This window comes from Synechococcus sp. CS-1328 (genome assembly GCF_025128095.1).
Lineage (GTDB): Bacteria > Cyanobacteriota > Cyanobacteriia > PCC-6307 > Cyanobiaceae > CBW1002.
Genome location: NZ_JAHLYT010000071.1, coordinates 262,685 through 286,301, shown reverse-complemented (window position 1 = coordinate 286,301; position 23,617 = coordinate 262,685). Strand labels below are relative to the sequence as shown.

Annotated in this window: 21 protein-coding genes; 16 read left to right on the top strand and 5 right to left on the bottom strand. The window is 65.6% G+C overall.

The window, feature by feature from the left end:
* Positions 1 to 477: 477 nt before the first annotated feature.
* Complete coding sequence (locus tag KQ310_RS14650) at positions 478 to 1,158, bottom strand: EF-hand domain-containing protein (RefSeq protein ID WP_259722452.1); 681 nt, start codon at positions 1,156 to 1,158, stop codon at positions 478 to 480.
* Positions 1,159 to 1,310: 152 nt separating this feature from the next.
* Between KQ310_RS14650 and KQ310_RS14645 the strand changes: the two genes are divergently transcribed.
* The 5 genes from KQ310_RS14645 (at position 1,311) to KQ310_RS14625 (ending at position 5,683) form a co-directional block, all read left to right on the top strand.
* Positions 1,311 to 1,943, top strand: coding sequence for a hypothetical protein (locus KQ310_RS14645; protein WP_259722451.1), 633 nt, complete (start codon positions 1,311 to 1,313; stop codon positions 1,941 to 1,943).
* 215 nt (positions 1,944 to 2,158) lie between these two features.
* Positions 2,159 to 2,977 carry an extracellular substrate binding-like orphan protein GrrP gene (gene grrP, locus KQ310_RS14640; protein ID WP_259722450.1) on the top strand — a complete coding sequence of 273 codons (819 nt, stop codon included), beginning with the start codon at positions 2,159 to 2,161 and terminating at the stop codon, positions 2,975 to 2,977.
* Between the two features lie 59 nt (positions 2,978 to 3,036).
* Complete coding sequence (gene grrA / locus KQ310_RS14635) at positions 3,037 to 3,450, top strand: GrrA/OscA1 family cyclophane-containing rSAM-modified RiPP (protein ID WP_259722449.1); 414 nt, start codon at positions 3,037 to 3,039, stop codon at positions 3,448 to 3,450.
* The gene (gene grrM / locus KQ310_RS14630) at positions 3,444 to 4,649 is read left to right on the top strand and encodes a cyclophane-forming radical SAM/SPASM peptide maturase GrrM/OscB (protein WP_259722594.1); all 1,206 of its coding nucleotides are present in this window, start codon (positions 3,444 to 3,446) and stop codon (positions 4,647 to 4,649) included. Before grrA ends, grrM begins: the two co-directional genes overlap by 7 nt.
* Positions 4,650 to 5,098: 449 nt before the next feature.
* Complete coding sequence (locus tag KQ310_RS14625) at positions 5,099 to 5,683, top strand: thiamine pyrophosphate-binding protein (RefSeq protein WP_259722448.1); 585 nt, start codon at positions 5,099 to 5,101, stop codon at positions 5,681 to 5,683.
* An 81-nt stretch (positions 5,684 to 5,764) separates the two neighbouring features.
* On the opposite strand, the gene KQ310_RS14620 is transcribed toward KQ310_RS14625, so the two are convergent.
* On the bottom strand, positions 5,765 to 6,937 hold the full coding sequence (locus tag KQ310_RS14620; RefSeq protein ID WP_259722447.1) for a DUF6398 domain-containing protein: 1,173 nt from the start codon (positions 6,935 to 6,937) through the stop codon (positions 5,765 to 5,767).
* 182 nt (positions 6,938 to 7,119) lie between these two features.
* Here KQ310_RS14620 and hemJ point away from each other — a divergent pair, with 182 nt between their 5' ends.
* The 3 genes from hemJ (at position 7,120) to KQ310_RS14605 (ending at position 9,040) form a co-directional block, all read left to right on the top strand.
* Positions 7,120 to 7,725: a protoporphyrinogen oxidase HemJ gene (gene hemJ / locus KQ310_RS14615; RefSeq protein WP_259722446.1), complete on the top strand. Its 606-nt coding sequence runs from the start codon at positions 7,120 to 7,122 to the stop codon at positions 7,723 to 7,725.
* A gap of 72 nt (positions 7,726 to 7,797) precedes the next feature.
* On the top strand, positions 7,798 to 8,481 hold the full coding sequence (locus tag KQ310_RS14610; protein WP_259722445.1) for a PHP domain-containing protein: 684 nt from the start codon (positions 7,798 to 7,800) through the stop codon (positions 8,479 to 8,481).
* A 28-nt stretch (positions 8,482 to 8,509) separates the two neighbouring features.
* Positions 8,510 to 9,040: a hypothetical protein gene (locus KQ310_RS14605; RefSeq protein ID WP_259722444.1), complete on the top strand. Its 531-nt coding sequence runs from the start codon at positions 8,510 to 8,512 to the stop codon at positions 9,038 to 9,040.
* A gap of 26 nt (positions 9,041 to 9,066) precedes the next feature.
* Here KQ310_RS14605 and cobN read toward each other — a convergent pair whose 3' ends face one another.
* Positions 9,067 to 12,900 (bottom strand): cobaltochelatase subunit CobN, encoded by a 3,834-nt coding sequence (gene cobN / locus KQ310_RS14600; protein WP_259722593.1) that lies wholly within the window; start codon positions 12,898 to 12,900, stop codon positions 9,067 to 9,069.
* A gap of 74 nt (positions 12,901 to 12,974) precedes the next feature.
* Between cobN and KQ310_RS14595 the strand changes: the two genes are divergently transcribed.
* The 3 genes from KQ310_RS14595 (at position 12,975) to KQ310_RS14585 (ending at position 18,106) form a co-directional block, all read left to right on the top strand.
* Positions 12,975 to 13,892, top strand: coding sequence for a branched-chain amino acid transaminase (locus KQ310_RS14595; protein ID WP_259722443.1), 918 nt, complete (start codon positions 12,975 to 12,977; stop codon positions 13,890 to 13,892).
* Between the two features lie 20 nt (positions 13,893 to 13,912).
* Positions 13,913 to 17,752, top strand: a complete 3,840-nt coding sequence (gene metH / locus KQ310_RS14590; protein ID WP_259722442.1) for a methionine synthase — start codon at positions 13,913 to 13,915, stop codon at positions 17,750 to 17,752.
* An 81-nt stretch (positions 17,753 to 17,833) separates the two neighbouring features.
* Positions 17,834 to 18,106, top strand: coding sequence for a DUF4090 family protein (locus tag KQ310_RS14585; protein WP_259722441.1), 273 nt, complete (start codon positions 17,834 to 17,836; stop codon positions 18,104 to 18,106).
* A 111-nt stretch (positions 18,107 to 18,217) separates the two neighbouring features.
* Here KQ310_RS14585 and KQ310_RS14580 read toward each other — a convergent pair whose 3' ends face one another.
* Positions 18,218 to 18,448: a hypothetical protein gene (locus KQ310_RS14580; RefSeq protein ID WP_197159286.1), complete on the bottom strand. Its 231-nt coding sequence runs from the start codon at positions 18,446 to 18,448 to the stop codon at positions 18,218 to 18,220.
* Between the two features lie 116 nt (positions 18,449 to 18,564).
* Between KQ310_RS14580 and KQ310_RS14575 the strand changes: the two genes are divergently transcribed.
* Positions 18,565 to 18,963: a DUF2237 family protein gene (locus tag KQ310_RS14575; protein WP_259722440.1), complete on the top strand. Its 399-nt coding sequence runs from the start codon at positions 18,565 to 18,567 to the stop codon at positions 18,961 to 18,963.
* A gap of 9 nt (positions 18,964 to 18,972) precedes the next feature.
* Here KQ310_RS14575 and KQ310_RS14570 read toward each other — a convergent pair whose 3' ends face one another.
* Positions 18,973 to 19,740 (bottom strand): SDR family NAD(P)-dependent oxidoreductase, encoded by a 768-nt coding sequence (locus KQ310_RS14570; RefSeq protein ID WP_259722439.1) that lies wholly within the window; start codon positions 19,738 to 19,740, stop codon positions 18,973 to 18,975.
* 70 nt (positions 19,741 to 19,810) lie between these two features.
* On the opposite strand from KQ310_RS14570, the gene KQ310_RS14565 reads away from it, so the two are divergent.
* The 4 genes from KQ310_RS14565 to KQ310_RS14550 all read left to right on the top strand — a co-directional run bounded on the left by KQ310_RS14565 (position 19,811) and on the right by KQ310_RS14550 (position 23,594).
* Positions 19,811 to 20,722 carry an NAD(P)H-dependent glycerol-3-phosphate dehydrogenase gene (locus tag KQ310_RS14565; RefSeq protein WP_259722438.1) on the top strand — a complete coding sequence of 304 codons (912 nt, stop codon included), beginning with the start codon at positions 19,811 to 19,813 and terminating at the stop codon, positions 20,720 to 20,722.
* Positions 20,723 to 20,750: 28 nt separating this feature from the next.
* Entirely contained in the window at positions 20,751 to 21,668 is a 918-nt protein-coding gene (locus tag KQ310_RS14560; RefSeq protein WP_259722437.1) for a PhzF family phenazine biosynthesis protein, read from the top strand.
* Positions 21,669 to 21,763: 95 nt separating this feature from the next.
* A complete protein-coding gene (locus KQ310_RS14555; RefSeq protein ID WP_259722436.1) occupies positions 21,764 to 22,693 on the top strand; it encodes a SpoIID/LytB domain-containing protein in 930 nt (309 codons plus the stop codon).
* A complete protein-coding gene (locus KQ310_RS14550) occupies positions 22,683 to 23,594 on the top strand; it encodes an ATP adenylyltransferase (RefSeq protein WP_311134754.1) in 912 nt (303 codons plus the stop codon). The genes KQ310_RS14555 and KQ310_RS14550 overlap by 11 nt, the downstream gene beginning before the upstream one ends.
* Positions 23,595 to 23,617 lie beyond the last annotated feature (23 nt).

The following is a 23,617-nucleotide window of genomic DNA, read 5'->3' as shown; positions in this document are numbered from 1 at the left end:
CGGGCGCATCAACAGGTGGGACTATGTTTCAAACCCAGCTGAAAGGGAGAAACGGATAGGCCGAAGCACACGGATGGATAAGAGTAGGACTCTTAAATGAGAAAGAATATTAAAAGAAGAATGATATCATAAGAGTCTAGTCATCAAGTGGGATCGGCCACCAAGAGCTATAGACCCTCATGAAATAGCCGACTTGTCGAAAGGCAGGGTCATGGCTGACAACTGCTGCTGAGCTGCCTCTCGCATGATCAAAGCACTCAGTGGCTCAGAATGCTGCCATTCAGAACGATCTGGATCAATCCTTGGCGAGACATTGAGCTGTGATCAGCACGTCGATGTCTCAACTCAACTGATCGGGGTCAGAGTCCAGCCCTTCCAATCCGTTCAGACATCAGGCCCATCCAGCCCACGCCTGTCAGGCGCCGATTGGGGGCACTGCTTGAAGTTTGGGTGCCGGATGGCTTGGCTGAGCGGTAGTCAGTCGGGATCGTCACCGTGCTGGTGCTGGTGCAGGTGCTGGTTCGGGCTCGGCTCGGACAGACCCACTCCATCAAAGAGGTGGCTGCCAGGCGCCTCCGGGGAGGGATCGAACCAGTACTGCTCCACCAGCGTCAGGAAGGCCTCACGTGGCAGAAGGCCTGCCGGCAGTCCCAGGGCAGCGAGCATCGCATCGAGGTTGGCGGCGATGCCGTCGCTGGGATGGCCGTAGGCGGCGGCGAAAGCCGCCAGATCGTCGAGGCAGAGCATGCCATCGCCATCAAGGTCGAGCACGTCGAAAAAGCCACCGGCGGACCGGACGATGAACCGCCGTGCACCGTCCGGGTCAGCCTGGAAGGCAGCGAGCACCCGGGCGTGGGAGGCCACGAACTCCTCCTGACTCACCTGTCCGTCTTGGTCGCTGTCTCGACGCGAATTTTCGTGCCGGTAGGTGTCGAGCAGAAGCTGCAGCAGATTCGGGGAGGGGGTGCATCGACCCTGCCAGCGCTTAGCAAGCTGAGCAGCCACCGGATCGAAATCGCCCCGCAGGGTGTGGCGTCCGTCGCCATCGCGGTCGTAGAAGGCGAACAGGCGGAGATAGCGGCGGATCAGCTGGGCCGGCAGGTTCCCTGCCGGGGCCTGAGGCGCCGGCAGCTCAGGTCGTTCAGAGCCGCTCGACATCCACGGGTCCAGGGGATCGGCTCAAACTACCGGCCCTGACGGCGCACCCATGGGGCCGCCAACATGGGGTTCACCCCGAAGGCCAGATGCAAAGGTTCTGGGCTCGCCCATGTGCCATCTTCAACGTCAGCATGGATTCTGGACAGCCTGCGATGGCTGCCCACGGCTTGTCCTGCCATCTCGCCTACCGAACTCTCCTGGCGCTGGTGCTCGGCACCGCCAACCTGGCACCTGCCTGGGCCACACCCCGTCAGGTGATCCTGCTGCGCCACGGTGACAAGGTGGCCTCCGGTGCTGACAACTACAACCTCTCCCCCAACGGTTTCCTGCGGGCGATCAACCTGGCACGCCTGATTCCCGCCTGCTTCGGTGGCCCAACCCACATCCGCACCTTCTTTCTTAACCCCGTCACCAGCAAGAACGCCCGCAGTTACCAGAGCGCCGTTCCCCTGGCGGTGGCCACCGGGATCAACATCTCGTCCGCCCAGGTCTCACAGGACGACTCCTTTCTCGATGGACAGGAGATCCTTCGCCAACCCGCCTACCGCGACGGCAACGTGGTGCTGTTCTGGGAGCACCGCAGAATGCCCGACCTGGCCAGGGGGCTTGGCTGGCCTTCCATGCCCCCCATCGGTCCGATGGAGTTCGACCAGATCTTCGTGCTGCACTACGACAGGCCGGAGGCTGCGCCCAGGGTGGAGAGTCTCAGCCAGAGCCAACTGTTCGAGGCCCTCTGCTTCCGGCAGGCCTCGTCGCCCTTGCCACAGGTGCCTCTGCCACGCTGACGGCATGGATCGGGTCGGGGTCGGCCTTCGAGGGTCCACGCTCTGCAGCCTGGCCGAGTCAGGCAGCACCGGCCCTGGCCAGCCTTCCTTTCAATATGTATGCCCTGCCGGCTGGCACCAACGGCTCCGGTTAGCCATGGAGCGTCGTTCAGCGGATTCCGATGCGTTCCCGGCTCGTCCCTGCCCTGGGTTCTCTCGTCCTGCTGACCGGCCTGATGCCGCCTGCAAGCCAGTCCCGGCCCGCGACGAGCGAACTCAGGGCCGTGGTGTTCGATGCCGTTCTGCCGTTCATCGACAAGCGGGGCGACAGCTATGAGGGTCTCGCGGTTGATGTGCTGAACGCTGTAAGAGATGAAGCGGCGGCCACGAGCCTTCGCTTCATGCCAGCAGCCAGCATCGATCAGGGACTCGACGCCATCACCACCGGCAAGGCCGACATCGCCTGCGGCGTGGCCTTCACATGGCCGCGGACCCGGCAGGTGCTCTTCACCCTTCCCTTCGCCATCGGTGGCACCCGCCTGCTGGCGCCCGCCGGTGTGGATGGCACGCCTGACTCCCTGGGCGGCAGAACCGTGGGGGTGGTGGAGAACTCTGCGGCGGCCCAGGTGATCGCCAGCGTGGTGCCTGCGGCCAGGCTGAGAGGATTCAAGACTCCGGCCGAGGCCTTGGCCGCTCTGAACGACAACAGCGTCGAGATCCTGGCCGGCTCAAGTCTGTGGCTTGCCGCCAACCGCGGGTCTGGCAACAAGGTGTTGGTACCCACCTACCCCTATGGCCGATCCGGCATCGGCTGCATCGTGGCGCAGAACAATCCCAGGTTGTTGACCGCCGCCAACCTGGCCATCGCCCAGATGATGCAGGCCTATGTGGACGGCGACAGCGGATCCCGCGAGATGGTGAATCGCTGGGTGGGTCCAGGCAGCGCCATCAAACTCTCTGAAGAACAGATCAGCGACTTCTACCAGTTGATCCTGACCTCCACGGCAGAGATCTCCACCACCGTGAAGCCGCCGGACAAGCAGGGTGCCGAGTGATGCTCCCGTTCTGATTCCTTCCCCCTGAGTGCCATCACCGTCCCCACCCTTCTGTCCTGATGAAACGCTCCCTGATTGCCTTCCAGGTTCTGCTGGCCTGCAGTGCCGCTCTCTGCCAGAGCGCCGAGGCCTCGCTCGTCTACGGCGAGCCGGATCCTGCCAACAGCCTCGACAGCCGCATTGAGACCGTCAGAAATGGCGACTGGAGCAACCTGCTGCGACCCACTGCCTTCGAGGGCGAGCAGATTGCCAACAGCAAGTGGGGTAACGGCGGTGGTCACGCTTTCAAGAACACCCATGGCAGCGGCAAGTGGAGCAATGGCAAGGGTGGGGCCAAGTGGAGCAACAGCCGCCCCACCTGGGGGAATGGGTCGTACCGCGGCGGCTGGGGCAACGGCGCCAGTTCCGCCTGGCGCAACGGTGGTGGTGATTCCTGGCGGAATGGGTCTGGTCGTACGTTCGTCAACTGGTGATCGGAGCCTCTTCTCCCGGGCCCGATCTCAGCCGCTTCGGCCCCATCGGCCTGGTGGTGGTGCAGTCAACCTCGCTGTGCAACCTCGACTGCTCCTACTGCTATCTGCCGGATCGACAGAAGAAACGGGACTTCGACCTCAGACTGCTTCCGCTGCTGATGCAGCGCATCCTGGAGAGCCCCTATTGCGGCCCGGAGTTTGCCCTGGTGTGGCACGCCGGTGAGCCGCTCACCCTGCCCTGCAGCTGGTACGACCAAGCCACGGCAATCATTCAACGGTCGTTGATGGAGTGGCAGGCAGAGGAGATCGACTTCACGCAGCATGTGCAGACCAACGCCACCCTGATCAACGACGCCTGGTGTGAGTGCTTCCGGCGCAACAGAATCGTGGTGGGCATCAGCGTGGATGGCCCCGAGGACATTCACGACGCCAACCGCCGATTCCGAAACGGCCAGGGGTCCCATGCCCTGGCGATGAAGGGGATTGAGTCCCTGCATCGCCATGACCTGCCCTTCCACTGCATTGCCGTGATCACGGCTGCCGCCATGGAACAGCCGGAGCGGATCTACCGCTTCTTCCGGGACAACGGCATCAGTGCTGTTGGTTTCAACGTGGAGGAACAGGAAGGGATCCACACCACCTCCTCGATGCAGGGGGAAGAACGGGAGGAGCAATACCGGCACTTTCTGCGGACGTTCTGGCATCTGAGTGAGCAAGACGGTTTTCCCGTCATCCTGCGGGAGTTTGATCAGGTGATCGGGCTGATCCAGGATCAGCGCCGGATGCAACAGAACGAACTCAACCGGCCCTTCTCGATCCTCAGCGTCGATGCCCAGGGGAACTTCTCCACCTTTGATCCCGAGCTGCTTTCGGTGGCCAGCGACACCTACGGCAGCTTCAATCTTGGCAATCTGCGTGAGATGTCCCTGGTGGAATCCACCAAGACCGATCGCTTCCAGCGCCTATGGGGCGACATGGCGGAAGGCGTGGCAAACTGCCACCAGAGCTGTGAGACCTTCGGCTTCTGCGGAGGTGGGAACGGCAGCAACAAGTTCTGGGAGCATGGCAGCCTACGGGCGAGTGAGACCCACGCCTGCCGCTTCGGAACCAAGATTCCCGTGCAGGTTCTCCTGGAGCGCTTCGAGCAAGGACCGCCCCTGCAGCCATTGCCTCCCGTTCCGGTACCGGGCGAAACCTGAACGCCAGCTTGCCCCTGCCTTGGATGAGGGTAGTCATGCGCCACAGAATGTCGTTACGACTGCAACGGAAGTGTTTGAATCGGCATCTTGAGGGTTGGCTGCTTATGCTGTACCAAGGAGACCTTCTTCTCTTGGTCACGAAGCTCATTTTCCACGCTAGCCAAGCCCATCCCCCCGAGCAAGTCATTGTTATTCCTTGGAATCAAGATGTCGCGTTCGATAACTTTTGTGCCTGTCAGCAACCCTTCCTTTTTGCCTGACGAACCCTAACGATGAGTTGTTGGCAAGCTGGATTAAGAGCAAGGCTATGTATGGTCTGATGTAGATCCGATAATGTCTCAGCTCACCGTTGCTCGGCATGTACTGACTCGTCTGGCGTAACTGGGCATTAATCATTTTTCGGCATACCGGGCGATTATGCCTTTTCCATTGATGTTGAGGCTGAAGCCGTGCCAGACCTGAGCTGGCTGGCCTGTGCCAATGAGCTCAACGCCGCCTATGCCGCGGATGGTTATGCCCGCATCCGCGGGGCGGCCATGCTCTCCACCACCTATGGAGTGGGTGAACTATCAGCCATCAACGGGGTCATGGGGAGCAAAGCCCATCGTCTGCCCGTCTATCACCACGTGGGCATGCCAGGCGAGCGCATCCAGAAACTGGGTCTGATCACCCACCACAACTTGGGCGACAACGTCTACGACCGCTTTCAACCCCTCTCGGCTGCCGCCTGTTGCGTGAGCGCCGTGCTCAACCCTGACAACTGCATCGATGAACTGGCACGGGTGATCCGAGAGACCCTGCGCCAATGCATGCCCGCCTACATCGTGATCTCAGAAGTGCATGGGATTATGACGGTGCTCGGCACACCCATCTCCGGGCCACCGATCACAGCGATCAAGCGTCAACGCAGGGTCCCTGAGGACCACGACGGCGCGGCCTACATTGAGGTGATGATTTCCGGGGAAGAGAGTCAGCCGCTGGCTGCCTCCACCATCGATAGTGGCTACAAGCTGACGACGCCAAAACCCAACTGATGCAACGCATCTCACCACTGATGCGGCGTAGTTGCCAACGATGGCACCTGGGGCCGCCAGCCACCTGGGGCCGGACTCGTTTCAGTCCTCTGCGTTTCCCCCCTGCGCCCGCAGGGCCGGCACGTAGGGAATCAGGCCAAGGGCGCAGGCCTCAATCTGAAACTCCAGCGGAAGCCTGCGGGCATCGAGGAGGAAGCCATCGACCTGCACGAGCCAGGCGACGGGATTGCTGTCCATCCGGCTGGGCCTGGTCCACTGAGGATCGAGCTGGCCAATCTTCAGGAGGTCGCGAACCTTCTTGGAATGGCTCTGGCCTGTCTGGTCCGAAACCCCGAAGTAGGCGTAGATCTCGGTTGCTTTGCAGTGCGGGGTCTGGGTGCGATCAAACAGAAAATTCACCATGCCCATCGCATGCACCACACCGGCGCACCAGGAGGCCTCGCGGCCGCCAAGCAGGGGTGAGGGGCGCTTGCGGGCCAGGGCCGCCACCGCTGCGTAGCAAAGCTGGCGATACTCCCCATCCAGTCGATCGCGGCAGAACGGATCGATCGCCGCCATCAGCGACTCCACCTTCTGGCGCAGCGCGTTGGGAATCCGCTGCTCGGCAGGAAAATCCTCCTCGACTCCGGGCAGTTCCTCTTCCGGTTCCATCACCAGAGAGATCGTGATCGAGACCTCCTGCCCCTGTACAGGCACCCGGAAGCGCTTGCGAAGGCCTTCGCCTCCATCCCAGCGCTGTGGCAGGTCCGGCACTGCATCGATCAGTTGCACCAGGACTCGTGCCACGGCCTCGAGGCGGCGCAGGTCCGACTCGGCAGGGGGCGCCAGGCTCATGTCCGGCTCAATCAGCATCGGCGAGGGGTAGGCATCACCCCGCGCCACCCGCCACTGGTGCTGCTCGATCTCTCGCCGTAGCGAGGGCGGCAGCGCCCGCTTTGGATCGAAGCTGATCGCCCGGTGGCGGGGTACCGCTAACGGAAACATCACGGCATTGCGTGAGGCCATTTCCCCAAGCTCCACATAACGGTCAAAGGCAGCTGGCGAATCGAACAGCAGCACCCCATAGCTCTCGCCCCCCTGGCCCAGCACCGCTCCTGCCCATTTCCTAAACCCAAGGGCGGAGCACGTCACCTGAAACAGGTGCCCATTGCTCGGGAACAGCCGCCAGGGAGACCGTTCATAGAGCTCCGCTGTGGCCTCGAAAAAGCTCCCCATCGCCTCGGGGGTCACATCCAGGGTGAGGTAGCTGTGCACCCGCAGCTGTTCGGGAGACCCTCCCGATCTCTCGTGGGCGCCGTCCTGCCTTGGCGCTGCTTTCCTGCCTCGCCCAGAACCGGCGGAGGGGCGGTGTCGGGGAGGCGTCACGCAGCACTTGCGACCCTGTCCATCATCACGGATGCCGGGTCCTAGCCTGCGCCCACGCGCCCCAAGACTGCATGCCCCTGGCCTTTGCCTGGCCGCCCGAGGCCTATCTGTGGTTCAAGACCCTCCACATCGTGGGGGTGGTGGTGTGGTTTGCCGGGCTCTTCTACCTGGTGCGTCTGTTCATCTACCACCGCGAGGCTGAGGAGCTCGAACCCAGCCTGCGCTCTGCCTTCCAGCAGCAATACGCCTTGATGGAGCGCCGTCTGGCCAACATCATCACCACCCCCGGCATGGTCGTGGCGGTGGTCTGTGCAGTCGGCCTGCTGAGCGTGAATCCCGCCTGGCTGCATCAGGGTTGGATGCACGCCAAGCTCGCCTTCGTGGCGGCGCTGCTCGCGTACCACGCTCTGTGTTATCGGCTCATGGGTCAGTTGCAGCAGGGCAACTGCGGCTGGAGCCCGAAGCAGCTGCGGGCCCTCAATGAGCTGCCCACCCTGTTGCTGGTGGTGGTGGTGATGCTGGTGGTGTTCAAGAACCAGTTCCCCACCGGCGCCGCCACCTGGTTCATCGTGGCCCTGGTGGTGTTCATGGCCGCCTCGATTCAGTTCTATGCCCGCTGGCGCCGCCTGCGGGCCGAGCGGCTGGCGGTCGAGGCGGGGGACCCGCTGGTCGGCTGACGGCATGCCCTGCCAGGCTGGTTATCAAGTCTGCGTTCTTCCTACCGCGTCGAAGCCGCGGCCTCGCTGCTGATGGTGACCTCTTTCCCCCAGCTGCGTCCCGAGGCGGCCACCCACCCTCTGGCCAGGGTGCTCCGAACGGTCTCCGCAGACAGCTGCCCGGGTCGGCTCAATTTTCATTGCCACACCACCTGCAGCGACGGCAGCCTGCATCCCCGCGAGCTGGCCCGCCAGGCCGCTGCGATCGGTCTGCAGCATTTCGCGGTGACGGATCATCACGCCATGGCGGCCTACCCGCAGGTGCTGGCTGCCCTGAACGAACTGGCTTCAGACGGGCTGCCTGTTCCAACCCTCTGGAGCGGCGTTGAGATCAGCTGCCTGCTGGAGGGTTGTCTGGTCCATGTGCTGGCCCTGGGCTTCACCCCTGACCACCCGGCTCTTGCGATCTACCTGCGCGGCGAGGCGGTGGTCGGACCGGCGCTCCGCTCCGAGGCCGTGGTGGCAGCCATCCGCGCCGCTGGAGGTCTGGCCTTGCTGGCCCATCCGGCCCGTTACCGGCTGAGCCACCAGCGCCTGCTCACCGCCTCCGCCGCCCAGGGATTCGACGGGGCCGAGGCCTGGTACGACTACGCCATGCAGGGTCGTTGGGCCCCGACACCGCTGGTGTGCGAGGCGATCGCCGCCGCTCTGGCTGAACGTGGCCTTTTACAGAGTTGTGGTACCGATACCCATGGGTTGGAGCTGCGAGGCCGCTAGGGTTTACTGACGCCTTTCTTCAACGCCGATGGGCCTCTTCGATCGTCTGCTCGGTTCCCGTAACGCTCCGGCGGCCTCGAAGCCGGCCACCAAACCGAAGAAAGAAGCGGAAGCTTTCTTCCTCGAGCCCGACGCCTCCACCAGCATGGGGGATGTGAACTTCATGCGGCGCTCCAACACGATCCGCCACACCTTCCCGGGTACCGCTGATAACCCCGGCAATAAGGAGATCGTGCAGGAGGTGGCCTCGATGGAGGCGCGCCTGGAACGGGCCTCTGAAGGCATCCCCGGCACGGCTTCGGCCAGCACCGATGTGAACCTCACCGGTGGTGTGCCCAAGCCGGTCAAGAAGACCTTTGCCAAGCAGATGTCGGCCGCTGAGCTGGAACAGCGGCTCAAGGGCTCGGCCGTGACCGGCGTCAACGTCCCGGGTGGGGCCGCCGCAGCCAAAAAGCAGACCGAGACCGACGCCAACGCCCAACCGGCGATCACCCGTCAGCAGGGCAAGCCCGGATCGATCGATCCTTTCAAGGCCATGGTCAAGGATCTCAATGCCTGAGAGGCGACTGGGGCCCTGACCAGCCCCTAACGGGCTTCGATCAGGGCCTCACTGTCCAGAACCAGCTGGCGTAACTGTTCCAGCTGGTTCTGGCTCGCGCTTTGCCACAGGCCACGGTGGTGGGCCTCCAGCAGCCGTTCGGCCATGTCACGCAGGGCCCAGGGGTTAGCGCCCTGCAGAAACTGCCGCACGCTGGCATCCCCCAGCCAGCGATCACAGAGAGCTCCGTAGCTCCAGTCGGGCACGCGTCCGGTGCTGGCGTCGTAGGCGAACAGGTAATCCAGACTGGCTGCCATCTCGAATCCCCCCTTGTAGCCGTGTTCTTGCATGGCATCGATCCAACGGGGGTTGAGCACACGGCTGCGCAGCACCTTGTCGAATTCACGCTCCAGTCGATGCAGGCGCGGCCGCTGGCTGCGGGAGTGGTCGCCGAACCAAAGGGCTGGAGCTGAACCCCTGATCGCTTCGGCGGCGGCGCTGAGGCCTCCCTGGAACTGGTAGTAATCATCCGAGTCGAGCAGGTCGTGCTCGCGGTTGTCCTGGTTGTGCAACACCACCTCAACGTGGCGCAGCCGCTCCTCCAGGCCGGTTCGGTCCTTGCAGGCTTCGATCGCGCCTGGGGCCAGAGCCGTCGAGCCGGCTGAGCTGCCCAGACCGGCGTCCCCGTCATACCGCCACTGGCTCCAGTTGAGGAAGGCCTCGCCCAGATCGCGGCGTTCCTCCCATTGGCCGCTGTCAATCAGGCCCTGCAGACCGGCGCCGTAGGCCCCTGGCGCCGATCCATAGACACGGCCGCTGTGGCCCTCACGGCGGGCCGCCGCCGCCAGGGCATTGGACTCTTCAGGTTCATCCAGTGCCGCCACCATGGCCGTGGCCCGGTTGAACCAGCCCACCAACTGGGGAAAGGCATCGCGGAACAGCCCCGAGATCCGCAGGGTCACATCCACCCGTGGCCGCTGCAGCACGCCCAGGGGAATCAGCTCGAGATCCACCATCCGCCGGGTCGGCCCGTCCCAGACCGGTTGCACCCCCAGCAGGGCCAGGGCCTGGGCGATGTCTTCGCCACCGTTGCGCATCGTCGCCGTGCCCCACACCGACAGGGCCAGGCTCCGCAGGTCGTCACCCTCCTCCTGCAGGTGCAACTCCAGCAGCAAGGCGGCACTGCGTCGTCCCAGATCCCAGGCCGCTTCGGTGGGCAGGCCCCGCAGATCGACGGAATAGAAGTTGCGGCCCGTGGGCAACAAATCGGGGCGGCCACGGGTGGGGGCACCGGATGGCCCGGCGGCGATGCGCTCGCCGGCCAGGCCCCGCAGGAAGGCCTGCTGTTCACCATCGGCGCAGGCCAGCAGTCGGGGCAGCAGAACGGCTTGGACCCTCTCCAGGGCGGCTGACGTGTTGGCGCCCCGCACCAGCGGCTGGGCCCCAGCTCTGGCCCCGGGATGACCGACTTCATGCTCCACCAGCAGCGGTTGGAGCAGAGCCAGAGCGGCCTGCTCCAACAGCGCCACGCCATCGCCCACGTGGCGCAGGGGCATAGAGCTCTGCTGAGCCTGCAGCGTCTGCAGGCGTTGCCGGTCGTTCTCACTCAGGCGCGCCTCCTCCGGATCGCTCCAGGGGTCGAGCTCGAGGTCGAGGTCCCGGGCCAGCGCCTGGGTGAAACCCGGTTGGCGGTCCTGCGGGGCCCGGGCCAGGCAGAGCAGCAGCTCGGTCAGCTTGCCTGAGGCCGGCAAGGTGCCGTAGGTGTGCAGCCCCAGGCGGATCTGAGCCTCCTTCAGCTCGCAGAGGTAGCCATCGGCCGCCTCAAGGCGCTCCTCAAGGGTCCGGATCACAGCCGATCCTTCCTGGCGATTGCTGGGCTCAAGGGGCAGTTCAAGCCCTTCCAGACGTTCCGCCAGGCGCTTGCGCAGGGAGATGGCTCGTTCGCTGCCCAGCTGGCAGGCCTCCCAGTATTCGTCGAGCAGTGCCTCGAGCGCCTGTAGTTCGCCATGGAGCCCGGCCCGGCCCAGCGGTGGGGTGAGGTGATCGAGGATCACCGCCTGGGCCCGGCGCTTGGCCTGCGACCCCTCCCCCGGGTCATTGACGATGAAGGGATAGAGGTGCGGCATCGGCCCCAGGGCCCATTCCGGGTAGCAGTCGGCCGAGAGGCCCAGGCCCTTGCCGGGCAGCCACTCGAGATTGCCGTGCTTGCCCACATGCACCACTACGTGGGCTTCGAAGCTCTGCCGCAGCCACAGGTACTGGGCCAGGTAGGCATGGGTGGGCGGCAGATCGGGGCTGTGATAGCTGAGGCTGGGATCGCGGTCATAGCCGCGTTCCGGCTGGATCAGCAGCACCACCCGCCCGAAGCGCAATCCACGGATCGGAAAGCCGGCCGCCTCCAGGCCAGCATCCCGCTCCGGCGGACCCCAGACGACCTCCAGCCGTTCCCGTCCTGCCGGCGGCAGGGTTGCGTACCACTGGAGGTAGTGCTCCAGGGGTAGGTGCTCCAGGGCCGGCCGGTGACCGCTCTCGGGGTCGTTGCTGCGGCCCGCCAGCAGGCGCTGGATCAGGGCATCGCCATCGGCAGGCAGTGCCGGATCGTGCCGGGTTGCCCCATGGGCAAGGTCCAGATCGGGATCAGCCAGGTCGTAGCCGGCCTGCGCCAGCCACTGCAGCATCAGGGCGGCGCTGGCTGGTGTGTCCAGCCCGACACCGTTGGCCAGGCGACTGTTGCGGGTGGGGTAGTTGGCCAGCACCAGTGCCACGCGCCGCGCCGCGGCGGCAGTGGTCCGCAGGCGGATCCAGTGGGCCGTGAGCTGGGCGATCCAGGCCAACCGTTCCGGGTCGGGCCGGTAACGCGGCAAGGCCACGGACAACCGTTCACTGGCTTGCTCGGTTTCCTTGAAGGCGCCGATGCGGGTGGTGAGCCGGCCATCCAATTCCGGCAGTGCCACCTGCAGCGACAGATCCACTGGCCCGAGGCCAATGCTGCTGGCCTGCCAGGTGGCGCGCGGCTGGCCGCTGGTGAGCAGCTGCAGCACGGGCACATTCAGGGCCTCCCACAGCGGCGCCCCCAGGCCAGCCTCCGAGACGCTCACTGAGGCAAAGGCAGTGGCACAGAGCACCGCCTGCACCTGTTCGCGGCCCAGGAGGTCGGCCACGCCCCGCTGCACGACCGCATCCCGCAGTCCGCTGACCCACAGGGCCCGGGGACAGAGGCCCTGCCCCCGCAAGGCCTTGAGACAGTCCTCCACCAGGGCCAGATCGCCGGCCTGGTACAGGGCCCTGTAGAGCAGCAGCCCCACCCGCGGCCCCGGATCGTTCTGCCAGTCGTGGGGCAGGGGATCGGCCAGCGGACTGGGCTGCGGCGGGACCACCTCCTGCCCCTCCAGGAGGCATCGCAGGCTGCACAGCATCCGGCGCAGGTTCTCCGCCCCCCCCTCCCGCAGGCAGCCGGCCAGGCCAATGGCCAGAGCCGGTGGCACGCTGCCCAGGTCCGCCAGGGCTCGATCCTCGTCGGCGGTGCCGGCCAACACCACCAGCGCTCGCCTGTCTGGATCCTGCTGCCACCACTCCTGCAGGCGCTCCAGGCCATAACTCCAGTGGCCCTTCCCACCCAGCAGGCGCACCACCACCACCCGGGCCGCTGCCACCGTGCTGGCGACGTAGTGATCGATCACGGCCGGATGGACCAGCGCCGCCAGGTTGAGGGCGCGAAGGTCACTGCCGAGCAGATCCGGCTCAGCCAGCAGCAGGGCTTCCAGCGCCACGATGTCGGTGTCGGCACTGGTGAGCAGCAGCACCGGCGCCGGTGGCTGCTCCACGAACGCTCCCTGAGCCGCTTCCTCGGCTGAACCTGGAACCGTGGCCAATCGATGCATGGCCTCATCCTGGGTGCTTGCGGGCACGGCTGGGGGCCTGGCAGTGAGAAGATCGCTCCAGAAACGCCGGTCCGATGCATCAGTTCCTGCCCTATGCCTGGTTCGGCGGTAAATGCGTGCCGTTTGCAGAGGCGACCCTGTCGGTGGCCACCCATGCACTCCACTACGGCACCGGCGCCTTCGGGGGGATGCGGGCGATCCCCAATCCCAGTGATGCCAGTGAGATTCTGCTGTTTCGTGCCGATCGCCATGCCCGCCGCCTCAGTCAGAGCGCCCGGCTGCTGCTGACGGAGCTGAGCGAGGAGACGATCCACGCAGCCATCCATACGTTTCTGCAGGCCAACAAGCCCACCTGTCCTGTCTATCTGCGGCCGTTCGTCTACACCAGCGATCTGGGCATCGCCCCGCGCCTGCACGACATCCAGACCGACTTTCTGATCTACGGCATTGAGCTGGGCGACTATCTGTCCCCCGAAGGGGTGAGCTGCCGCATCAGCTCCTGGACCCGTCAGGAAGATCGCTCCACGCCGCTTCGCGGCAAGATCTCCGGCGCCTACATCACCAGTTCCCTGGCGAAAACAGAGGCGGTGCGCAGCGGTTTTGATGAAGCTCTGCTGCTGAACAGCCGCGGCAAGATGAGCGAAGCCAGCGGTATGAATTTATTCATCGTGCGCGACGGCGTGCTGATCACCCCCGGCGTGGATCAGGACATCCTCGAGGGCATCACCCGGGCCAGCGTGCTGGAACTGGCCCGCGACATGGGAATCCCCACCCTGGAGCGGCCAGTCGACAAGACCGAGCTTTTCGTGGCTGATGAGGTGTTTCTCAGCGGAACCGCAGCGCGGGTCACACCGGTTCGGCGGGTGGAAACCACCGACCTCCCCAGTCAACGACCGATCATGGAACGGCTGCGCGAACGCCTCACCCTGATCACGGAAGGCCGCGATCCCGCCTATGACCACTGGGTGACCCGCATTCGCCTTGAGTCCTGAGGGACAGGAGGAGATTCACGATGGTCAGCACCGCCCCCTCCCGTTCCACAGCAGGCTCCGCTGATGCAGGGCCTCAGCCCAAGCGCATCGGCTTCCTGGAACACCTGCACGGTCCTGAGCGTCCGGTGCTGGTGTTCGACGGTGCCACCGGCACCTCGCTGCAGCAGATGACTCTGACTGCCGAGGATTTCGGTGGCGCTGCCCTGGAGGGTTGCAACGAGATTCTGGTGATGACCAGACCCGATGCCGTGCAAGCGGTGCACCGCCAGTTCCTCGAGGTTGGCGCCGATGTGATCGAAACCGACACCTTCGGTGCCACGTCGCTGGTGTTGGCTGAGTACGACATTGCCGATCAGGCCTTCGCCCTGAACAAACAGGCCGCCGCGTTGGCCCGTGAGATGGCGGACGCCTACAGCACCCTCGACAAGCCGCGCTTCGTGGCGGGTTCGATGGGTCCCACCACCAAGTTGCCCACCCTGGGCCACGTCGACTTCGAGACGATGCGAGCCTCCTTCCAGGAGCAGGCCGAGGGACTGCTGGCGGGTGATGTGGATCTGTTCATCGTCGAGACCTGCCAGGACGTCCTCCAGATCAAGGCGGCCTTGCAGGGCCTTGAGGCGGCATTCAGCGTCACAGGCGAGCGGCGGCCGCTGATGGTCAGCGTGACCATGGAGACCACCGGCACGATGCTGGTGGGTTCGGACATGGCCGCCGTGGTGGCGATCCTGGAGCCCTTCGCGATTGATGTGCTCGGCCTCAACTGCGCCACGGGGCCGGAGCAGATGAAGGAGCACATCCGCTACCTGAGCGCCAACAGTCCTTTCGTCGTGAGCTGCATCCCCAATGCAGGTCTGCCCGAGAACATCGGCGGGGTAGCCCATTACCGGCTGACACCGCTGGAGATGAAACTGCAGCTGCTGCACTTCGTCGAAGATCTCGGCGTGCAGGTGATCGGAGGCTGCTGCGGCACCACCCCCGCTCACATCGGCGCCCTGGTGGAGTTGGCGGCCGAACTCAGCCCAGCCCCCCGCGAGGTGCGTCGTTCCGATGCACCCCAGGTAGCTGATGCGGATGCCACCCACAGCGGCCCGCGACCCTTGCTGCGCTACGAGCCGTCTGCCGCCTCGATCTACGGCACCACGCCCTATCACCAGGACAAGTCCTTCCTGATCATCGGCGAGCGGCTCAATGCCAGTGGCAGCAAGAAGGTGCGCGACCTGCTGGCGGAGGAAGACTGGGACGGTCTGGTGGGTGTGGCCCGCAACCAGCTGAAGGAGAACGCCCACGTGCTCGACGTCAACGTCGATTACGTGGGCCGCGATGGTGAACGCGACATGCACCAACTGGTGAGCCGGTTGGTGACCAATGTCAATCTGCCGTTGATGCTCGATTCCACCGAGTGGCAGAAGATGGAGGCGGGCCTCAAGGTGGCCGGTGGCAAGTGCATCCTCAACTCGACCAACTACGAAGACGGCGACGAGCGTTTCTTCAAGGTGCTGGAGCTGGCCAAGGCCTACGGCGCTGGAGTGGTGGTCGGCACCATCGATGAAGAGGGCATGGCACGCACAGCGGAGCGCAAGTTCGCCATTGCACAACGCGCTTACCGCGATGCCCTGGAGTTCGGCATCCCTGCCCATGAACTCTTCTACGACCCCCTGGCCCTGCCGATCTCCACCGGCATCGAGGAGGATCGGCCCAATGCTGCCGCCACGATCGAATCGATCCGCCGGATCCGTACGCAGTTGCCGGGCGTGCATGTGGTGCTGGGTGTCAGCAATGTGAGTTTTGGGCTGTCAGCGGCTGCACGGATCGTGTTGAACTCCGTGTTCCTGCACGACTGCTGCGAGGCCGGCATGGATGCCGCGATTGTCAGCCCGGCCAAGATCCTGCCGCTGGTGAAGATCAGTGAGGAGCACCAGCAGGTCTGCCGCGATCTGATTCACGATCGCCGTCGCTTCGTCGACACGATCGAGGCTGGCTTGTCGGCGACGGAGGCGGCAAAAGCTGGAGCCGTCTGCAACTACGATCCGCTCACGGTGTTGACCACCCTGTTCGAAGGAGTGAGCGCCCGTGAGGCGCGGGCTTCGGGCCCATCGCTGGCCGATCTTCCAGTCGAAGAGCGGCTGAAACAGCACATCATTGATGGGGAACGGATCGGCCTGGAGCCCAGCCTTAAGGAAGCCCTGGCCAGTTATCCGCCGTTGCAGATCATCAACACCTTCCTGCTGGATGGCATGAAGGTGGTGGGTGAACTGTTCGGTTCCGGCCAGATGCAGTTGCCATTTGTGCTGCAGAGCGCTGAAACCATGAAGTCGGCGGTGGCCTATCTCGAGCCCCACATGGAGAAGCAGGAGGGGGAGAGCAGCAGCAAGGGCAAGTTTCTGATTGCCACCGTGAAGGGTGACGTCCACGACATCGGCAAGAATCTGGTGGATATCATCCTCACCAACAATGGCTATGAGGTGATCAATCTCGGCATCAAACAGAGTTGTGACGCCATCATTGAGGCCCAGCATAAACACAATGCCGATTGCATTGCCATGAGCGGACTGCTGGTCAAATCCACGGCCTTCATGAAGGACAATCTCGAGGCCTTCAATCAGGCTGGTATTGGTGTGCCCGTGATTCTCGGCGGTGCTGCTCTGACGCCACGCTTTGTCAATGGCGACTGCCGCGCCGCCTATCGCGGCCTGGTGGTGTATGGCCGCGATGCCTTTGCCGATCTGCGCTTCATGGATGCGTTGATGGACGCCAAGTCCGCCGGCACCTGGGATGATCAGAAGGGTTTCCTTGCGGGCATCCCCGATGGACTCGGACTGGGCAATTCCGAGGTTGAAGCCACCGCTGGCAAGAAGGCAACACCTTCAGCTGACACACCTTCAAGCGCGACATCTTCGGCTCAGACATCTGATGATTCCGCTTCCGAACCGGGCTCTGGTGTTGATCAGCCTGATGGCACCAGTTCAGCAGGTCCCAACGACCATCGCTCGGCGATGGTGCCTGAAGAGCCGGCCCTTGCGCCACCATTCTGGGGCAGCAGAGTCCTCAGCGAAACCGACATCGACCTTGAGGAGGTGTTTGCCTACCTCGATCGCCAGGCCCTGTTCGCTGGCCAGTGGCAATTGCGCAAAACCCAGCAGCAATCGCGCGCCGACTACGAGGCCATGCTGGTCGAGAAGGCTGAGCCGGTGCTGCTGCAATGGAAGCAGCGATGCATCAACGAAAGCCTGCTGACCCCGAGGGTGGCTTATGGCTATTTCCCCTGCGGCCGCAGCGGCAATGCCGTGGTGATCTTTGATCCCACGGGTCTTGCTGAATCGGCCAGCCCCAGTCAGGCTGGCATTGAACTGGGTCGTTTTGAACTGCCGCGTCAGCGGGCTGGCAACCGCTACTGCATCGCCGATTTCTACCGCGATCTGGTGATCGGTGCTGATGGAGAGCCCAGTCCTGCCGACATGATGCCGATGCAGGCGGTGACCATGGGGGAGAGGGCCACCACGTTTGCGCAGCAGCTGTTCCTAGCGGATCAATACACCGATTACCTCTATTTCCATGGCCTTGCCGTGCAGATGGCCGAGGCTCTAGCGGAGTGGGTCCATGCCCGCATCCGAATGGAGCTGGGCTTCGCCGCCGAGGAGCCCGGGGCCCTCCGGGATGTGCTGGCGCAGCGCTACCGCGGCAGCCGCTATTCCTTCGGCTATCCGGCCTGTCCCAATGTGGCCGATTCCCGTCCCCAGCTGGCCTGGCTCGGCGCCGAGCGCATCGGCCTGTCCATGGATGAGAGCGACCAGTTGGAGCCTGAGCAGAGCACCACCGCCCTGGTGGCGTTGCACAGCAAGGCGCGCTATTTCAGCGCCTGACCTCCGCCTGCAGGCTGCCCTTGGCTGAGCCTGCTGCTCCTGGGTCATGGCAGGCTTTTGCCGCCTCTAAGTTTGCGACCCATGGACATTGCCGGTCCCGGTGGCGTTGATGCCGCCATTGCCTCCGGGCTTGATCTCGACGGCACCCCCATTCCTGCAGAGATGGTGGCGCTCTACAACGAGGTGATGGAGCTCGAAAGCCAGCGTTCCCGCAGCGGCGTCAAGAAGTCGATGCGGAACCGCATCGTCAAGACCGGCTCCAAACACTTTGATCAGGCCAGTCTGGATGCCCGTCTCAAGGCTGCAGGCTGGGACGGCCTCAAGGACAAGGAGATTGCCTTCTTCTATTCCTGAGCGCTGCTCCCGCGGCTCCGCCTTCGTGTCCAAGACCCGCGTGTCCATGGCCCTCAGGTCACTGGCCCTCAGTTCCCAGGCCCTCCCGGTCAGGGACCCAATCGGGCCAGCTCAGTCGGCGCACATGGCCTCGAGCGTGTCGATCACCTCCTGCTGGAACTCCTCGAGCTCGGTCGAGTCGCTCAGATCAACCCCCTCACCGGCAGCGTTCTGGGTCAGTTCCTGAAAGTGAAACGCTCCTTCGCCGTGGGCCAGGAACTCCATGGCGGAGGGTTCACCGCTCTCCTTGTAGGCGTCGCACAGGGCCATGAAGGCCGCGTCTTCGGTGAAATCCCAGCTCATGAAGGGGGGTGGCAATCAACGACCTTTAACGCCTACCCCCCGGATGCCGTCAACCTCCTGGGGAAAGCTTGTGCCAGTCCTTCGTCAGACTGCGGCACAACCGACCCCCTAAGGCCGTGTCCAGCTCCGTCCCCGACTCGCCCCTGGTCTCCGCCTCCGAGGCGCGCAACGTGCTTGATGAACCCCTGGAGCTGTGCGGCTGTTCCCCGTTGACCGGTTGGTATCGCGACGGCTACTGCCGCACCGATCCCACCGATCTGGGCCGCCACAGCGTCTGCTGCGTGGTCAGCGAGGCATTCCTCACCTATGCCCGTGCCCAGGGCAATGACCTCACCACGCCCGTTCCGGAGTTCCAGTTTCCCGGCCTCAAGCCGGGAGATGCCTGGTGCGTCTGCGCAGCCCGCTGGCTGGAGGCCTACGAGGACGGCATGGCGCCGCCCGTGCGGCTGGCGGCCTGCGAACGCTCCACCCTTGAACTGATTCCGCTGGAGGTGCTGCGGGAGCACGCCGTCTGAGGCGCCTGCTCACCAGGGGATCGCCGTGCCATCCCACGCCCAGAAGTTGCCGCTCTGCTCGGGCCCAAGGCCGCTGATCGCATCCAGGAGGTGATCGGCAGCTCGCCGAGGTGTGAACAACTGCTCGGCTGGCACGGAGCCGCGGAAGGGGGCTGAGAGGTCCGTGGCCGTGGTGCCGGGGTGCAGCAGGCTGACGCAGGTCAGCGGCAGCCGTCGTTGCCACTCCAGGGCCAGGGTGCGCAACAGCTGGTTCTGGGCGGCCTTGGCGCTTCGATAGGCGTACCAGCCGCCGAGCCGGTTGTCGCCGATGCTGCCCACCCGGGCCGACAGGCTGGCGAAATGGCAGAGCTCGCGGCGCGGCAGGCAGGGCTCCACGGCCTGAGCCAACAGGATGGGCCCGAAGGCATTCACCGCGAAGCTGTGCTCCAGGGCCTTGCGGTTCACCTGGCTGAGCCGCTTCTCCGGTTGGAGAGCAGCGCCGTGCAGCAGGCCAGCGGTGTTGATCACCAGCCGCAGGGTCGGCGCCGTGGCTTGAATCTGCTCGGCGAAGGCGACCAGGCTGAGGTCGTCACTCAGGTCCAGAGGCAGCCAGACCACCTCCTCCGGCAGGCGATCGGGCCGATGGCGGCCGGCGGCCCGCAGCCTCAGCCCGGGAGCACGCTGCTGCAAGGCCTCCAGCAGGGCCATGCCGATGCCTCCGGCTCCAACCACCAGCGCTTCCCCCTGCCAGCTCTCCAACGGGGCCAAGGCCGCGTAGTGCTGCAGCGGTGTCGGCATGGCAGGGAACCCTGGATGGCGCATGATGACGGCCCCACCGCGGCAGTCGCGGCTTCTCGTCCGTTTGCGCATGGCTCTGAGGCTTGTCGTTCTGGGCCGCGGTGCCTGGGGCACCACCCTCACCGATCTGTGGCGCCGCGCCGGCCATCACGTCGTGGTCTGGTCGCGCCGGGATGGCGGCGATGCCAAGGCGCTGCTGCGCGATCGGGATCTGGTGGTGGCGGCCGTGGCGATGGCCGGCATCGAGCCCCTGGCGAGCCAGTTGAGCGCCGCCTGGCCGGAAGACCTGCCCCTGTTGAGCTGCAGCAAGGGTCTCGATCCGGATCGGCTCTGCACCGCCACCCAGCTCTGGCGCCAACACCTCGCGATCGCACCTCTGGCGGTGCTGAGCGGTCCCAACCTGGCCACGGAGCTGCAGCAGGGTCTGCCCGCCGCCAGCGTTCTGGCCTCCCAGGAGGCGGCGCTGGCCCGCCATCTGCAACGGGAGCTGAGCAGCGACAACCTGCGCCTCTACACCAATGCCGATCCGATCGGCGTCGAAGCAGCCGGTGCCCTCAAGAACGTGATGGCCCTGGCGGCCGGCATCTGCGACGGCCTTGGCCTGGGCGCCAATGCCCGCGCCTCGCTGCTCTGCCGCGGGCTGGCGGAACTCGGCCTGGTGGTGCACGGCATGGGGGGCGATCCCGCCACCACCTATGGCCTGGCGGGCCTGGGGGATCTGCTGGCCACGGCCACCAGCCCGCTGAGCCGCAACTATCGCTGCGGCGTTCTGCTGGCGGAGGGGCTGGACGAAGCCGCCGCCATCGAGCGGATCGGGGCCACGGTGGAGGGCCGCGCCACCGCCAGGGCCGTGCTGCGGCTGGCCCAACAGCATGGGTGGCATCTGCCCATCTGTGATCAGGTGGTGCAGGTGCTCGAGGGCCGGACGACCCCCCGCCGGGCCGTGGCGGATCTAATGGAACGGCAGCTCACGTCAGAGTGATCTGCCACCCTCCATTCGCGCCTGCGTGATGCTCCCAGCCCTGCTGATCGAGGCCTTCGCCGAACGGCCCCTGGCCGGCAATGGTGCCGCCGTGGTGCGGCTGGAGCGGCCCGCCAGCGACGCCTGGCTGCAGGGGGTGGCCACCAGCCTGCGCCAGTCGGAAACGGCCTTTCTGCTGCCAGCGCCCGGCGGCGGCTGGGCCCTGCGCTGGTTCACCCCGAGCTGTGAGGTGCCGCTCTGCGGCCACGCCACCCTGGCTGCGCTGCTGGCGCTGGGGGCCTGGGGTCTTTTGGCACCCGGTGCGTCCACTGCCCTGCTCAGCCGCAGTGGTCCCCTGGTCGTGCAACTGGCGGAAGACGATCCGGGCCGTGGACGGATCGAGCTCCCGAGTGCCCCGCTGCAGCCGGCAGAGCTGCCGGATCCGCTGGCGGCGCTGCTGGATCGGCGACTCGGCTCAGGCGTGGAGCAGTACTGGCATTCCGCGCTGGGATACTCCGTCGCGCTGCTGCCGCCGGCGGCCCAGCTGGGGCAGCTGGATGGTCTGGCGTCGGAGCTGCAGGGGGAGGTGCGGGCAGGGCTGGTGCTGATGCAGGAGTGCGCCCAGACCAGCCACGCGGAGGGCGCTGGCGGCTTTTCTCGCGAGCTGGTCGGTGGCCGCCCTGCTGACTACCGCCTGCGCTTCTTCGCCCCGGGGCTCGGCATCGATGAGGACCCGGTCACCGGATCCGCCCATGCCCTGGTGGCCCCCTACTGGATCGAGCGCCTCAACCGGCCGGTGGTGGGCTGGCAGTGTTCCAGCCGGCCAGGCGGCATGCTCTGTGAGGCGTCATCTTCAGGCATGATCCGCTTGACCGGTACGGGCCATCTGTTGTGGAACGGCAGCTTGCACGCAGAACCCGATGGCAGCGGTGCCGAGAGCTGGGCAGCACTCTGGGCCACCGCCTGAACCTGCCCTGGCTGCCTCCGTTCAGTCGCCGTCTGCTGCTGACCGGCCCCCTGGCGGCGGCAGCTCTCGCTGTCGGCTTTGCGGCCCAGGGCCTGATGGCCAGTAGCCGCGGCGGCGCTGCCGACGACGATCGCCTGCTTGCAGCCCTGGTGGCCAGCCCCACCACAACGACGGCCTCCCGCAGCGCGGCCGGCACCGCAGCTGGCGGTGAGGAGCGGATGGCGCCGACCCAGGACCAGCTGCGCGGGCTCCAGGCGGAGCGGGCCGCCAGTGCGGCGTCCCAGCGCCTCGATCTGGTGGAGCCTGGGGCCGGTTCACCGGTGGCCCTGGAGATCCGCGTGGCCTTACTGGGGGCCTCCGGCCAGCCCCGACTGGGGGCCAGCGGCCCCTGGCAATTGCTCAGCCGCGACGGCCGCCTCCTGCAGCAGGGTTCCCCTGGCGAGGCCGTGGCCGTGGGGGCTCTGCCCTCCGGCCTGGCGGAAGCCTGGCTGCAGTCAAACTCCGGAGCGCTGCTGGTCGATGGCCAGGCCTACGCAGGCCGCTTGCGGCTTCTGCTGAATGGCGGCGGCGTGGAGCTGATCAACCATCTCTCGCTTGAGGACTACGTGGCCTCGGTGGTGGGGGCGGAAATGCCCAGCAGCTGGAACATGGAGGCCCTGCGGGCCCAGGCCGTGGCGGCCCGTTCCTATGCCCTGGCCCACATGGCCCGGCCGGCCAGCCGCCATTGGCACCTGGGCAATACCACCCGCTGGCAGGCTTACCGCGGCCTGGCCAGCGTCAGCGAACGGACCCGGCAGGCTGCCTCTTCCACCACCGGCCTGATCCTCAGCTACCAGGGCGGGATCGTCGAAAGCCTCTATGCCTCCACGCAGCAGATCAGTTCTGAGGCCCACGGCCATCTCGGCGCCAGCATGAGCCAGCACGGTGCCCAGGATCTGGCCGAGCAGGGTCTGCGGTACAACCAGATCCTCGGCCGCTACTACCAGGGTGCCTCCCTGGCCCGCCTCAAGGCCGGTGCCGGGTAACTCCCTGATGCGGGGCACCCGTCCCGGGCAGCGCGCCGCTCGGCTCTGGCGTCGGGCCCTGGCCGTCTCTGAGCGGGCCGTGGCCTCCGGTGCCCTGGTGCCACTGCGTACGGAGCGGGTGCCCCATCCGAGCAGCGCCCCCTTCGTGTTGCGTCGATTGCTTTCCAGCACCCCCAAGCATCTGCGGGCGGGCGGGCCCAAGCCGAACCCATTCCTGCCCTGGGAACCGTTGTTGCAGGTGGAGCTGCTGGGCGAGAGCCATGTGGTGCTGCTCAACAAATTCCCCGTGCAGCGGGGCCATCTGCTGCTGATCACCAGCCAGTGGCAACCTCAGGCCGGCTGGCTGCAGCAGAGCGACTGGGCCAGCGTGGCCCACGTGGCCGGCGACACCGGCGGGCTCTGGTTCTTCAACAGCTGCGCCGAAGCCGGGGCCAGCCAGCCGCACCGGCACCTGCAGCTGTTGCCGCGCCACTCCGGCGAACCGAGCTGCCCGTTGGCTCCGAGGCTGCGCAGCCAGCTCGAGGGCCTGGCCCCTGCCTGGCCCTGGGCCTACAGGCTCAGCCGCCGCCACGATCCACTCGGCTGCTCCGACCTGCCCAGCCTCTACCTGGACCACTGCCGGGCCCTCGGCTTGGGCAGCCCGGAACCCGATCGTCAGCCGCGTCACCCCTACAACCTGCTCTTCGATGACGACTGGTTCCTGACCGTGCGGCGGGTGCGGGAGCATGCGGCCGGTTTCAGCGTCAATGCCCTCGGTTTCGCCGGCTGCCTGCTCTGTGGTCCATCCTCCCGCCTGGACTGGATCGAGACAGAGGGCCCCTGGCGATTGCTGAAAGAGGTGGCGGCATCGCCCGAGCTGCTGCTTGAGCCCCAGATCCAGGGACTCACCACTCCAGGCTGATCACTGCGGACTGATCACTGCAG

Excerpts from the sequence above, each read along its gene's own strand:
- KQ310_RS14650 (WP_259722452.1), bottom strand. The coding sequence starts at position 1,158 with ATGTCGAGCGGCTCTGAACGACCTGAGCTGCCGGCGCCTCAGGCCCCG.
- KQ310_RS14645 (WP_259722451.1), top strand. The coding sequence starts at position 1,311 with ATGGCTGCCCACGGCTTGTCCTGCCATCTCGCCTACCGAACTCTCCTG.
- grrP (WP_259722450.1), top strand. The coding sequence starts at position 2,159 with ATGCCGCCTGCAAGCCAGTCCCGGCCCGCGACGAGCGAACTCAGGGCC.
- grrA (WP_259722449.1), top strand. The coding sequence starts at position 3,037 with ATGAAACGCTCCCTGATTGCCTTCCAGGTTCTGCTGGCCTGCAGTGCC.
- hemJ (WP_259722446.1), top strand. The coding sequence starts at position 7,120 with ATGCCCCTGGCCTTTGCCTGGCCGCCCGAGGCCTATCTGTGGTTCAAG.
- KQ310_RS14610 (WP_259722445.1), top strand. The coding sequence starts at position 7,798 with ATGGTGACCTCTTTCCCCCAGCTGCGTCCCGAGGCGGCCACCCACCCT.
- KQ310_RS14605 (WP_259722444.1), top strand. The coding sequence starts at position 8,510 with ATGGGCCTCTTCGATCGTCTGCTCGGTTCCCGTAACGCTCCGGCGGCC.
- cobN (WP_259722593.1), bottom strand. The coding sequence starts at position 12,900 with ATGCATCGATTGGCCACGGTTCCAGGTTCAGCCGAGGAAGCGGCTCAG.
- KQ310_RS14595 (WP_259722443.1), top strand. The coding sequence starts at position 12,975 with ATGCATCAGTTCCTGCCCTATGCCTGGTTCGGCGGTAAATGCGTGCCG.
- metH (WP_259722442.1), top strand. The coding sequence starts at position 13,913 with ATGGTCAGCACCGCCCCCTCCCGTTCCACAGCAGGCTCCGCTGATGCA.
- KQ310_RS14585 (WP_259722441.1), top strand. The coding sequence starts at position 17,834 with ATGGACATTGCCGGTCCCGGTGGCGTTGATGCCGCCATTGCCTCCGGG.
- KQ310_RS14580 (WP_197159286.1), bottom strand. The coding sequence starts at position 18,448 with ATGAGCTGGGATTTCACCGAAGACGCGGCCTTCATGGCCCTGTGCGAC.
- KQ310_RS14570 (WP_259722439.1), bottom strand. The coding sequence starts at position 19,740 with ATGCCGACACCGCTGCAGCACTACGCGGCCTTGGCCCCGTTGGAGAGC.
- KQ310_RS14565 (WP_259722438.1), top strand. The coding sequence starts at position 19,811 with ATGGCTCTGAGGCTTGTCGTTCTGGGCCGCGGTGCCTGGGGCACCACC.
- KQ310_RS14560 (WP_259722437.1), top strand. The coding sequence starts at position 20,751 with ATGCTCCCAGCCCTGCTGATCGAGGCCTTCGCCGAACGGCCCCTGGCC.
- KQ310_RS14555 (WP_259722436.1), top strand. The coding sequence starts at position 21,764 with ATGGCCAGTAGCCGCGGCGGCGCTGCCGACGACGATCGCCTGCTTGCA.